This window comes from Ensifer sp. ENS11, assembly GCF_014851895.1.
Lineage (GTDB): Bacteria > Pseudomonadota > Alphaproteobacteria > Rhizobiales > Rhizobiaceae > Ensifer > Ensifer canadensis.
In genome coordinates this window covers 51,861-64,638 of record NZ_JACVAN010000026.1, presented here as the reverse complement: position 1 = coordinate 64,638, position 12,778 = coordinate 51,861, and the positions used below count along the sequence as shown (strand labels likewise).

The 12,778-nt window shown below is 60.0% G+C and carries 9 protein-coding genes and 1 pseudogene; 6 read left to right on the top strand and 4 right to left on the bottom strand.

Going from position 1 to position 12,778, the window contains the following annotated elements; translation table 11 throughout:
- Positions 1–1,309 precede the first annotated feature (1,309 nt).
- Positions 1,310–1,750: a hypothetical protein gene (locus IB264_RS30425; RefSeq protein ID WP_192434810.1), complete on the top strand. Its 441-nt coding sequence runs from the start codon at positions 1,310–1,312 to the stop codon at positions 1,748–1,750.
- Positions 1,751–2,042: 292 nt separating this feature from the next.
- Here IB264_RS30425 and IB264_RS30420 read toward each other — a convergent pair.
- Positions 2,043–2,654 (bottom strand): annotated as a pseudogene (locus IB264_RS30420) (glycerate kinase); the annotation flags it as partial.
- On the opposite strand from IB264_RS30420, the gene IB264_RS30415 reads away from it, so the two are divergent.
- A complete protein-coding gene (locus tag IB264_RS30415; RefSeq protein WP_158407882.1) occupies positions 2,655–2,816 on the top strand; it encodes a hypothetical protein in 162 nt (53 codons plus the stop codon).
- Positions 2,817–3,043: 227 nt separating this feature from the next.
- Here IB264_RS30415 and IB264_RS30410 read toward each other — a convergent pair whose 3' ends face one another.
- Complete coding sequence (locus IB264_RS30410) at positions 3,044–3,760, bottom strand: TetR/AcrR family transcriptional regulator (RefSeq protein WP_192434808.1); 717 nt, start codon at positions 3,758–3,760, stop codon at positions 3,044–3,046.
- A 186-nt stretch (positions 3,761–3,946) separates the two neighbouring features.
- On the opposite strand from IB264_RS30410, the gene IB264_RS30405 reads away from it, so the two are divergent.
- Genes IB264_RS30405 through IB264_RS30390 form a run of 4 tightly spaced genes read left to right on the top strand, consistent with a single transcriptional unit; the run spans position 3,947 to position 10,460 of the window.
- Positions 3,947–5,014, top strand: coding sequence for an efflux RND transporter periplasmic adaptor subunit (locus tag IB264_RS30405; RefSeq protein ID WP_192434848.1), 1,068 nt, complete (start codon positions 3,947–3,949; stop codon positions 5,012–5,014).
- A 1-nt stretch (position 5,015) separates the two neighbouring features.
- Positions 5,016–6,113 (top strand): efflux RND transporter periplasmic adaptor subunit, encoded by a 1,098-nt coding sequence (locus IB264_RS30400; RefSeq protein ID WP_192434806.1) that lies wholly within the window; start codon positions 5,016–5,018, stop codon positions 6,111–6,113.
- Positions 6,110–9,160 carry an efflux RND transporter permease subunit gene (locus IB264_RS30395; protein WP_192434804.1) on the top strand — a complete coding sequence of 1,017 codons (3,051 nt, stop codon included), beginning with the start codon at positions 6,110–6,112 and terminating at the stop codon, positions 9,158–9,160. Before IB264_RS30400 ends, IB264_RS30395 begins: the two co-directional genes overlap by 4 nt.
- Position 9,161: 1 nt before the next feature.
- Positions 9,162–10,460 carry an alpha/beta hydrolase gene (locus IB264_RS30390; protein ID WP_192434846.1) on the top strand — a complete coding sequence of 433 codons (1,299 nt, stop codon included), beginning with the start codon at positions 9,162–9,164 and terminating at the stop codon, positions 10,458–10,460.
- Positions 10,461–10,548: 88 nt separating this feature from the next.
- Here the strand turns inward: IB264_RS30390 and IB264_RS30385 are convergent, their stop codons facing one another.
- Together IB264_RS30385 and IB264_RS30380 are read right to left on the bottom strand one after the other, a co-directional pair.
- A complete protein-coding gene (locus IB264_RS30385; protein ID WP_192434802.1) occupies positions 10,549–10,752 on the bottom strand; it encodes a hypothetical protein in 204 nt (67 codons plus the stop codon).
- A 180-nt stretch (positions 10,753–10,932) separates the two neighbouring features.
- The gene (locus IB264_RS30380; RefSeq protein WP_192434800.1) at positions 10,933–12,639 is read right to left on the bottom strand and encodes an adenylate/guanylate cyclase domain-containing protein; all 1,707 of its coding nucleotides are present in this window, start codon (positions 12,637–12,639) and stop codon (positions 10,933–10,935) included.
- Positions 12,640–12,778 lie beyond the last annotated feature (139 nt).

The window sequence follows — 12,778 nt, the reverse complement described above, 5'->3', positions numbered from 1 at the left end:
ATGCCAGTGACCCTCCCACTGCTTGACGAGCGCAAGGCCCGCCGCGTTGATGCGTCGTGTCATGTTGGGAACCTTTATCTTGAGTTTGGGTTGGTACTGTCAGGAGCAAGAGCCGGCGATGGTGGAATTCGCAATGCTCAGCCGGCCAATCGAAGAACGAAGCCGCTACGACTCCATTCTCGACATCTTGAAGTAATTTCAGTCTAAGTGGCGTCGCTGAATTGAGGGCTGCATGCGATGAATGGTTGGAACAGAGACGGTTCGGGACAAGTGAAAGTGTCTCCCGTCCTTGGTTGGAAGACAGCGAGACCTTTGAGCGAGAACGCAAACGTCTTTCTTCGTTTGGAGTTCGGAGTCGGTCATGATCTTGAAAGCGTTTCGGCGTTGCAGTTCAGCCTTACTGCCGAACAAGCCAGAGCGCTCAGCCAACAGCTTGCAGATGACGCCGACAAACACGTGTCTCTCCCAAGCCCTCCACAGGGACAGAACCTGGTGAAGTAAGCGCTGTCGCACTGGCGGTGGCGAGATTTTCCTGGCGGGCCTGCAGATCGCAGAACGCAGGTCTTAGTGGCGGATTTCAGTTGGCGAGTACCGCCCGCGTTGATGCGTCGGTTCAGGATGGAACCTTTCCTTTGATTTCGATTTGAATCTTCAGAAGGAAGAGAAAATCGGAGACCGGCTATGGACTTCGAAACCATCGGTCGTACACGCTTGATGATGCGACTGCCGGCATACCGCCGGCAGTTGGAAGCTTTGCGGTTTCCTGCCCTAAAGGACCTCACGCGGGCATATGGGTTTGCGGCCATTCAGCGGGACCAGGTGCGAGCGGTCGAGGGCCGGACCACCCGCCATGTGGCCGAGCTCGAATCCGACTGCGCGAGGATCGAGGCAGATGTCACTCGGCTGCTCACGAACGTTGTTGGCAGAGCCGTAAAGGCATAAGCCATCATGGTGCTTTCCTCTTTATTGGAAGGCATGCCCAGTCATCACGCCTGCGGCATGAAGGAGTATCGACGCCGGTTGAGAAATCTCCTCCGTGGTATGGGCCGACGAGGAATGTCACGCTATTGACCGAAGCCATCCGGCTTAGAAAGCGATCCGGCCATCCCCACAACCACGGTGCTACGTTCATCGGCACGAGCATGACCATGTTATTGCAATCGGCCCGCCTCGCTTCGTGGCGGCCTTCTCGCAGCCGGGCCGCGTGCTTGGAACTAATGACGGGCGAGACTGTTTCATCTGTGACTTTGGCATGACGCTGACGTGCCCTCCTGGCTGGGTAAGCCTCGATTTTGAGGAGACTCGCATCATGAAGATTTCGTCCAGATTTCGTTCAGTCGCGGCTGCGGTTATCGCTGCAGCAGGAATCAGCTTTGCCGGCTCCGCCCATGCCGACAGCGGTACGATCAGCTTCTCAGTCTACAAGGCTGCCTTCTTTGTGGGTGGCTCTGGAGGCGAGGGCACGCTGAGCTTCCATGGTCGCCGCTATCCCATCTCTGTCGGCGGCATCTCGGGCGGCCTCGCCTTCGGGGCTTCTAAGACCTATTTCCATGGTACCGTTCGCCATATTCGCAGCGCCCGAGATGTGACGGGGGTCTACGGTGCGGCGGGCGGTGGCGGCGCGCTCGGCAAAGGGGCCCAGGTGATCGTCATGAGCAATGACAAGGGCGCCCAACTCGAACTCTCAGGCAAGCAGGTAGGCCTGCAAGTCAACGCCGATCTCAGCGGCATTGCCATCACGGTGAAGTAAGGGCTGTCGCTCTGTTCGTCGTCCCTGCAGTCGGCCCACTAGGCTGAATACAAAGGTCGGCTTTCAGCGCTACCATCTAGGAAGCGGCCGTTCCACTGTCGGCCCCGAAGGCGACGTTAGAAGATTCGATTTGGCAGCCGTTCCACCCGACTGAGACGATCGGAAGCTGGCAACATGCCGCCAGTACGGCATGTTGATTCTATTCCTCGCCTTGAATGGAGTCGAACCGCCGACCTTCGCTTCAGCCCGCTGTTTTGATCGGTTTTTCAATGCGACGCGCTTGACGGGAAAATCATGTTATCAAAATTGCTCGAAAATCGTTGACGTTGGTTCCGGTCGGCCCGGTCACGACAAGGTCACCGACGGCTCCGAACGCACTCCAGGCGTCGTTTCTCGCCAATGCGGCGAGCGGATCAACGCCTTCGCGACGCATCCGCGCCACGGTCGCGCAGTCGGCGTAGGCACTAGCGTTGTCTTCGGAGCCGTCTATCCCGTCGGTGTCTGCGGCCAACGCCGAGACACCATCGATCCCGTCTATTGCAGTGGCCAGTGCCAGCAGGAACTCCGTATTCCGCCCGCCCTTGCCTTTGCCACGTAGCGTAACGGTCGTCTCGCCGCCGGACAATAAAACCACGGGCACTTCGACCGGCTGATTTCGCGGTGCCACTTCCCGCGCGATGCCCGCCAATACCATGCCGACGTCGCGTGCTTCACCCTCGATTGCATCTGAGAGAATATGCGCTGGAACCCCTTGTTCGCGCGCCCGTCGTTTGGCAGCCGCCAAGGACATCGCCGCTGAAGCAACGACATGAACCTCGTTCCTCGCAAACATCGGGTCTGCGGCGAAGGGCGGCGAATTGCGATCGCTGTTGAACAACTCTACCACGCTTGGCGGAAGCGCCAGATGATCGAGGCGCCAGCTTCAGATCATCGGCTATTCCAGTTCGGGGAGCGTGAAGATGGCTTCGCGGATCGTCGCAGCCGCACCAATGGCCGCTCCGTCGGCGCCGAACTTGGCGACCGAGATTGGGGCGGGATCGAAACCTGGCAGCAGCTTCGAGGCTAGCTTCGACTGAGCGAGACCGGCGACGGGAGGATAAAGGGCCGCGATCAGCCACCGAGGACGATGCGGCCGTCGCGCATCCTTCGAACTTCGAACGACCGGACGCGCACGTCATCAGCAACTCGCTGCCTGAGGGCGAGCGTGTTGCGCCTGCCAAGCCCCCACGAAAATTGAACTCGCGAGCACCTGCAGCACTTCTGCCGTCGCGAAGTGCCGGAACTCTTCCGGCTTCACCCCTTCAGCACGAGGCTTGGGACATTCGACTCCCCAGGCGGAGGGCCTATCCACACGCCTGCTGGTATCGCGGGGATACTGTTCGCCAGTCCATCGAGCATGCCTTGCAAGACGCTCTCGCTCAGCTCGTCCATCTTTTCGCGGGGGCCGACGAGGCGGTCTACCAGCAGCAAAGTGAGACCATGCATTTGCGACCAAAAAATTAGAATGGCACCATCTATCTCACGTGTGTTTGCCGCGGCGGTCGGAATGAGGCGCCCGAGAGCGCCATCACTTATCGCGACCACCAGAAGCGCTTTCATGTTCTCAGCCGCAGTTCTTTCGATTGCAGGGCGCCCATCATCCTGACCGGTAAGATAGCCGCCGAACATCAATCTGTAGAGCGCAGGATTGTTGACGCCGCCGCGCACATAAGCGCGCGCCATAGCTGCCAACCGCTCGCGCGGACTGTCGTGTTCCTTCGTCGCATCGGTCATCTGCTTTGCAAGGAGCTCGAAACCAACTGCCGAGACCGCCGCCAACAAATCACGCTTATCGGCGAAGTGTTTGTAAGGGGCATTATGACTGACGCCCGCTCGACGGGCGAGCTCTCGAAGCGAGAACTCTGTGCTTTGGGATTCGCTGAGCACATCGAGTGCGGCACCTACGATCGCCCTGTGCAGGTCACCATGGTGGTAGGGGCGCGGATCTGCAGTGGGGGTGGCTTTGATCATACTCGTCCGTCTAGGCCCTTATGTTGCGCGCGTCAACATTTTTGCCGAAGCGATGTTGACGTCGTCCACTTTAATCTCTAAGTGGGCACTGTCAACATCTGGCCATGGCCCTTCTAACCATCAGATTTGAAACCCGCAGGCGAACCGCCGGCTCTCTGATGGGTGCAAATGGCAACGGAGAAAAAAATGCAGCCCCTTCGAATTCTGGGAATTGGTCTCGCCTGCGCCTATCTCGCCGCCTGCGACGACAAAACTGAAGCCGCGCCGCCGGCGCCGCAACAGGTGCGGGTCATTCCGGCCGCCTCTGTTCGATATCAGCCGAGTGCGGAAATTACCGGTGAGGTAAAGGCGCGGATCCAGACCGAACTCTCATTTCGCGTCAGTGGCAGGGTGATCGAGAGGCAGGTTGACGTGGGTGCGCACGTTCGCGCCGGCGAGGTCCTGGCGCGCCTCAACGATACCGAACAGCAAGCAGATGTCAGCGTTGCAAGAGCTGCATTGGAGTCGGCGCAGGCGGTGGTCAAACAGAGGACGCTGGCATTTGAGCGATCAAGGGCCCTCGTGCAATCGCAGGTCATTTCGCAGGAGACCTTTGATGATGCTCGAAAAGACCTGACGAGTGCCCAAGCCTCTTTGGAAGCTGCCGCAGCCGCGCTGGCCACAGCCGAGGATGCGGTGTCCTATACGGAGTTGAAGGCTGAAGCCGACGGGATCATCACCGCCCGCGGCTTAGAAGTGGGGCAGGTTGTCTCGGCGGCGCAGTCGGTCTTCACGCTCGCCCACGACGGCCCGAGAGATGTGGTGTTCGATGTCTTCGAGGCATTCTTTCTGGACGGCCCGCCGTCGTCGGATGTCGCGGTGGCACCAGTCGGGGACCGGGCACTCGAAGTGCACGCGAACATCCGGGAAGTCTCCCCGGTGATCGACACCAAGACCGGCACAATCCGGATCAAGGTGGAGCTCCAGGAGAACTCTCACTGGCCTCTAGGCACACCGGTGGTCGGCAAACTCCACTCCGCGCCGCGCGACGGAATCGTGCTGCCCTACAACGCGATTGCCTCCGCCAAGGGTGAACCCGCCGTGTGGCTGATCAACAACGAAAACCTCTCCGTTACCCTCCGCAAAGTTTCGGTAGCCCGTTACCGCAAAAGCGATTTCGTCGTGACCGGCGGCATCGCCCCGGACGACCTGATCGTCACGGAGGGCGGAAAGTTCCTCAAGGAAGGCCAGGCAGTAGCTTGGGAAGGCAAGTGAGATGATCCTTAGTCACCTATACACCACTCTTCCACTCTTTCTGTCGATCTCGCTCCTTGTCGGCTGCGAGCAAAGCTCGATCGCAGGGGAAGAGGCGAGCCCCCGTCCCGTCAAATCCGTGGCTACCCGAGGCGAGCGTGAAGTTGTCGAGAGCTTGCCCGGCATCGTGCGGGCCCGCATCGAGACCGACCTGGCGTTCCGAACACTTGGACGAATCGTATCGCGCAAGGTCGATGTTGGCGATCTCGTGCAGAAAGGTGATGTCGTAGCGGAAATTGATCCCCTCAGTCTCCGCCTCGCAGTCAGGAGTGCAGATGCCAACTTGCGTGATGCCAAGGCGCAGTTGGAGAACGCCGTACTGACAGAAGGGCGTAAACGAACTCTCGCCCACAAGAGCGCCTCGAGCATTGCCGATCACGAACTTGCCGAACAACAACTAAAGTCGGCCGAGGCCAACGTCGCAAAAGAGACGGCCAGCCTCGCCAAAGCGCACGAGCAGCTTGGCTACGCGGAGTTGAGGGCGGAATTCGACGGTGTCGTCACGGCCACATACGCAGAAACGGGCCAGACAGTCTCGACGGGCCAGCCGGTCTTGAAGCTGGCGCGTCTCGAACAGCGTGATGTGGTCGTCGATGTTCCCGATGCGCAATTTCGATCCGTTCGCCTGAATGACAAATTCAGCATTGCCCTTCAACTCGACCGTACGGCGCAGATTGTTGGCGTCGTGCGCGAGATCGCGCCGCAAGCGGACCCCAATACCCGCACCCACAGACTGAAGGTCGCCATAGATCAGGCGCCGGAGGTCTTCCGCCTGGGTGCCGTGGTGACTGCGACACCCTTGGTCGAAGGGCGAAAACGAGCAGTCGCCCTGCCCGGTTCTGCCATCAGCGACAGGGGTGGCGCCATCCACGTCTGGGTCGTGGATCAATCGACAGGCACCGTCTCATCAAGACCGGTCCAACTCGACATCCAGGCGAGTGGTTCCCGTTGGGTGCGGGTTCTGTCCGGGTTGCAGGAAGGTGAAGAAGTCGTCGTCGCCGGCGTCAACGAACTTGTCGAAGGACAGAAGGTAAAACGCGGACAGGAGCGCCACCCGTGACAAAATTCAATCTTTCAGACTGGGCGCTCGAGCATCGTTCTCTCGTCTGGTATTTCATGATCATCTTCGCAGTGGCAGGCGCCTATGCCTATATGGGTCTTGGCCGTGAAGAGGATCCATCCTTCACGATCAAGACGATGGTAATCCAGGCCCAATGGCCCGGCGCCTCCGCCCAGGAAGTGACTCAGCAGGTTACTGACCGCATTGAGAAAAAACTGCAGGAACTCAACAATCTCGAACATACTCGCAGCATCACCACCGCAGGTCAGACGATCGTCTTCGTCGATCTGTTGCCGGATACAAACGCGCGCGATGTAAAGCCCACCTGGTCGCGAGTGCGCAACCTGATCGACGATGTAAAGCACCAGTTTCCCCAGGGCGTGATCGGTCCTTTCTTCGATGACCAGTTCGGAGATGTCTACGGCAACATCTTTGCCTTCGCTGGTGAAGGGCTTAGTCATCGGGAATTGCGCGATTTCGCGGAGGACGCCCGGACGCGGATCCTGAAGATTCCGGACGTGGGCAAGGTCGACGTTGTCGGTGCGCAGGACGAGGTCATCTACCTCGAATTCTCCACCCGCAAAATCGCCGCCCTCGGAATCGACCGCGCAGACGTCATTGCCACGCTGCAAGCGCAGAACGCCGTCACCCAGTCAGGCTTCATCCAGACGGGACCGGAACGCATTGCCCTTCGCGTTGGCGGACGCTTCATCTCCGAAGAGACCTTGCGCGGGATTAACCTCAGGGTCAACGATCGCTTCTTTCCGCTGACGGACGTAGCCAACATCACTCGCGGCTATGTAGACCCGCCGATTTCGCACTTCCGTTTCAATGGAAAACCGGCGATCGGGCTAGCGATTGGCATGAAGACTGGGGGCAATCTGCTTGCCTTTGGCGATGCGCTCGAAAAGACGATGAGCAGGATCGTTCAGGATCTTCCGGTCGGCGTTTCGGTCGACCAGGTCTCCGATCAGCCGAAGGTGGTTCACGAGGCAGTTGGAGGCTTCACGAAGGCCCTGTTCGAGGCAGTCGCCATCGTGCTCGCGATCAGTTTCATCAGTCTAGGGTTCAGGGCGGGCCTGGTCGTGGCAATCGCAATCCCGCTGGTTCTCGCTATCACCTTTATGGTGATGCTCTATTCAGGTATTTCATTGCAGCGAATCTCGCTCGGCGCGCTCATAATCGCACTCGGTCTTCTCGTCGACGACGCCATGATCGCGGTCGAAATGATGGTGGCAAGGCTGGAAATGGGTGACAGTCTCAGGAAGGCCGCCACCTACGTCTACACCTCCACGGCCTTCCCGATGCTAACCGGCACGCTTGTGACCGTCGCGGGCTTCATACCCGTCGCATTCAACAAAAGCAGCGCCGGCGAATTTACCTTCACCCTCTTCGTCGTCATCGCCGTATCGCTCGTCGTCTCCTGGATCGTTGCCGTCTTGGTCACGCCGCTCATCGGCGTGACCTTGCTTCCCAAGGCCATGAAGAAGCACTCCGACCACAAGGGACGGTTCGCCACGGCGTTCTCCAGCACGTTGCAATTCTGCCTGCGCTGGCGCTGGATGACGATTATCGCCACGATCGCCCTCTTCGTCGGATCGCTCGTCGGCTTGTCGATGGTGCAACAGCAGTTCTTTCCGAGCTCCGACCGGCCAGAACTGATCGTTGACTGGAACCTGCCGCAGAACAGCTCAATTGCGGAAACCAGCCGACAGATGGCTCAGCTCGAGCGTGAGGTGCTGACCGACAACCCTGCGGTCGAGCATTGGTCTACATACGTCGGAAGGGGCGCACCGCGCTTTATCCTTTCGTTCGACGTACAGCCGGCTGACGTTTCATTCGGCCAGACCGTCATCCTGACCAAGGGGCTCGAGGATCGCGACAAGCTGAAGAGGCAAGTGGAGGCCTACCTTCAGAAGACTTTTCCTGGAACTGATGCCTATGTGAAGCTTCTGGAAATCGGCCCCCCGGTCGGCAAGCCAATTCAGTACCGCGTGTCCGGCGAGAATCTCCAGACGGTACGCGACCTGGCACAGAAACTGGGGTCTGTTGTAGGCACCCACCCTTCCCTTAAGAACCTCGCCTTTGACTGGAATGAACCGGCGCGCGTCGTGAAGATCGACGTGCTGCAGGACAAGGCACGACAACTTGGTGTCTCCTCCCAGGATATCGCGATGGCCCTGAACACCGTCGTGCAAGGGGACGCGGTAACGCAGGTCCGGGACGACATCTATCTGGTCGATGTGGTCGGCCGGGCCGCGGCGAAGGAGCGAGAGTCGATCGACACGCTGCTCGACCTGCAACTGCAGAGCAGCAGCGGCCAGTCGGTCCCATTGTCATCGGTCGCAACGTTCCGCTACGAGCTCGAACAGCCGACGATCTGGCGCCGGGATAGGGTTCCAACAATCACGGTCAAGGCGGGGATCGCCGATGCGACGCAGCCGGCGACCATTGTGAAGGCGCTCAGCGACAAGATTGCGGCGTTCGAAAAGACGCTGCCGGTCGGCTACTCCGTCGCAGTCGGCGGCGCGGTCGAGGAAAGCGCCAAGTCGCAGGGGCCCATCGCGCAAGTCGTACCGGCTATGCTCTTGATGATGGCGACGCTCCTGATGGTTCAGCTTCAGAGCTTCCACAGGCTGTTCCTGGTCTTCTCGGTTGCCCCGTTGGCGCTCATCGGTGTCGTGGTGGCTCTGGTCGCCAGCAATTCCCCGCTTGGGTTCGTCGCACTCCTTGGTGTGCTTGCACTCGTCGGCATCCTCATCCGCAACTCCGTCATCCTGATCGTGGAGATCGAAGAATTACGGGCAGCGGGTAAGTCGCCATGGAATGCGGTCGTGGAGGCGACAGAACACCGTATGCGGCCGATCATGCTCACCGCCGCGGCGGCGACCCTGGCGCTGATCCCGATCTCGCACGAGATCTTCTGGGGGCCCATGGCCTACGCAATGATGGGCGGCATCGTCGTGGGAACGGCGCTGACGCTTCTCTTCCTGCCGTCGCTCTATGTCGCCTGGTTCCGGATCCCGCGTGAAGTCGAGCAAAACTGATATGACAATTTCCAGGTTCTCTTTCCCCGGACGAAACGACGCCCGGGGACCGCAACGGACTGCCCGACCGTACCGGATCGCTGCAATATATGCGTTCCCGCGGCGGGCGCTTGCTTCCCTGCTGGTGCTATCTATCCTCGCACCCGGCTGCGCGACTCGGGTGGAGAATGTCCTTCAGCCCCCTGAGGTGGCCGCCCGCGACGCCAGCAGGGTGAACATGCTGGTTGCTACGACACGCAAGCCTTCGGAAAGCCCCGGCAAACTCTATACCGGCGAGCGCGGAACGGCGATCTCGCTCAACAGCGTCGCCGTCTCCATTCCTCCGGATCGGAACCGCAAGATCGGCGAGGTGCAGTGGCCTTCCCGCGTGCCGCCGAATCCGGAAAAGGAATTTGCGGTACTCGAAGTCACCAAAGCCGACTCCGAACGTCAGGCACTGGAGTGGTTTCGCAAACATCGCAGCTCCAAGCGTCAGGTGCTCATCTTTGTACACGGCTTCAACAACACCTATGCCGACGCCGTCTTCCGGCTGGCGCAAATCGTTCACGACTCGGGAACGGATGCGGCGCCAATCCTCTTCACTTGGCCGTCGCGGGGCCGTGCGTTCGATTACCTCTATGACAGGGAAAGCGCCAACTATTCGCGTCGGGCCTTGGAGGATCTGATCCTTCAGGCCGCAAAAAGTCCCGATGTTCAAGACGTCACGATTCTTGCTCATTCCATGGGAGGCTGGCTCGCGGCAGAGGCGCTGCGGGGTGTCGCGATGCGTGAAAAATCAATCCCGGCGAAGGTCAGGAATGTCATTCTGGCGTCGCCGGACATCGACATCGACGTGTTTCGTCGTCAGTTCGTCGAGATGGGGCCAAAGCGACCGCACTTTGCGATCTTGACATCCACACGCGATAAGGCGCTCGAGGTGTCTGGCTGGCTCTCGGGCGGCGTAGACCGTGTCGGTGGAACCGATCTCAAACCCTATGCCTCTGTGCTTGAAGAACTGGGCGTTTCGGTCATCGACACCAGTGCCGTCGCGACCAAAGATCCACTCGGCCACAATGCCTTCGCCGACAGTCCTGAGATCGTACGCATGCTTGGGCGACGTCTGGCTGGTCAGACGCTGACGGGTGGAGAGACGACATTCTCGGATCGTGTAGGGGTGGCCGCCGCCAATTTCGCCGGATCGGCAGCGCGCGTGGCCGTCGCGGCTCCGGTGTCGGTCATCAGCGGCGAGGCTCGCGAAGTATTGAAACGCGAGCTTACACCGTCGACCGGCCAGATGGTGGACGGGCAGATCGCGTACTAAGGTCGAGACTGGCTGGGTAGGCGGTCGAGGTTGACCCTCGCCTTCGCTGGGGCCGGCATGCCGTGATCCTGCTCTCGGTCGCCTCGATCTATGACGGATGCCTGTTGTGCAAAGGCGTATTGTGTGCCGCCTCGTCGGCCCGCTGCGCCGCGTCGTCCGGTGCGCATCCCATCGCACGCAAAACGGCACGTACGATTTCCGGCACCGCCGCCGCATCGATCTTGCCGCCGCCTAAAAGCCTCGAAGCCTGTTCGACAAGCACGACGACGATGCGCCCGCCGGAAAGCTTCACCGCAGCCGCCCTGCTTGACCGTGGCGTCGCACCAGATGCGGTACTCGTCGCCTCGGGCTGGTTTACGCGTTTTGTGAAGCGTCTGAAGAAGCTTGGCACTGCGATCCAGACCGCCGTTCTCGCGCAGCGCATATCCGTTGATCAAGTCCTCGAACGCGTCGGGATTGTCCCCACCCGCTGTCACATCTCCGGCAGGCCAGCCTTTCGGAAGCCGTCGACAAAGTGGTCTCGTACAGATGCATCGCGCAGCGGCTGGGAGCTGAGCCAATGGCCGATCGTGAAATGAGGGTGGGCGATCAGGAACAATTCTGCTTCTCGCCGCGCCTCCTCACGGTGGCCCAACTGCGCAAGCGTAGCAGCCAGGAATTTGCGTGAGTTGGTACGATACGTGTCTTTCCTGCGGAGTGTAGCGGTTGCCGCCTCATAGTCACGCGCGGCGTATTGCGCCTGCCCAAGATGACAAAGATACCAGCAGGTTGGATAGGGATTGAGCCGCAGAGCTTTTTCGATCTGCGCTAGTCCGTCGGCAACCCTGCCGTCCAGCACGGACATGTCCGACATGGCGGCCCAGGTGTCGGCGTGGTTGGGGTCCAGCTCCAGGGCCTTGGCGAAGGCGGCCTCCGATTCCTCCCATCGCCGCTCATAAGCCAAAATGGTCCCCAGAACGTAACGGCAGCCGGCATCGTTGGGATCTAGGTCGACCGCCTTCTGCGCGAACGTCGCCGCCATCCGACGGTTAGGATCTTCGGGCTCGCCGAAATGAGTCCAGGCAAGCCAACGGTTATAGGCGAGCAGACCGACCGCCTCGGCATATGATGGCTCGAGCTTAACCGCGCGTTGGAGCAGCATATAGGCCTCACGCTCAGTTTGTGGCGACTCTTCCGTCAGGAGGCGGGCGCGCACACACAGATCGTACGCCTCAAAGTTCTTCGGCCGATTGCGCTGCGTCGGGATGGTCAGCCGGCCGACGAGGGCTTCAACAATCTTGGCGTTAACTTCATCCTGTAATTCGAAAACATCTTCCACGGTCCTGTCAAACCGGTCGGCCCACAAGTGCTGGCCGCCAAGCGCGTCGATCAATTGGGCATTGATGCGGACACGGCCCATTGTGCGTCTGGCGCTCCCCTCGAGGACGTAGCGGACGCCGAGTTCCTGGGCGACCAGCCGTACGTCGACCGGCTTGCCCTTGTAGCCGTATACGGAATTGCGCGCGATGACGAACAGGCCAGCCGTACGGGAAAGGTCGGTGATCAGGTCTTCGGTCAAGCCGTCGACGAAAGGCGCGTCCGCTTCATCCCCACTCATATTCGTGAACGGCAATACAGCGATCGAGGGACATTCGGGCAGCGGCAATATGCTCTGCAGCGCATCCGGCCAATGCCACACGTGGACCGGGCGAGTCAGGTTCTTTAGGTAGCGTTCGCCTGCATCAAAGAACCGGTCGCCGATCTTGCCGACGATCTCGCCGTGAACTTTGGCTGAAATGCAGATACCTCCCGGTGCGGCCTGCGTCTCGAGGCGCGCCGCGACATTGACGCCGTCGCCGAGGACGTCTGAACCGTCGTCAATGACATCTCCCAGATTGACGCCTACACGCAAAAGCAGGCGCCGGTCTCCGGAAGCCTCAACAGCAGTGGTGGCCCGTTGCATTTCCAACGCTGCTGCGACCGCGTCCACCGCGCTACCGAATTCGATTAAGAAACCGTCGCCCATGACCTTGAAGATGCGACCGTTGTGGCGCATCACAGCCGGCTCGATAACGCCAGAACGGAGTTCCCTGAGGTTCGCCAGCGTTGCGACTTCATCAGCCTCCATCAGGCGTGAATATCCCACCACATCGGCAACGACGATGGCGGCAAGGCGACGCTGAAGAGATTGATCCGTCATGTGAGGACAAGCCTAACGACCGAGTTCGCAAGTTATTGTTCACCCGCGGGTGAGTCAACAAGTGGCAAGAGCTAATGTCCAGGCGATCTCCACCTCCATCGAGCCGTCATGACCGACGGCGCCGAAGTGGACGACACGG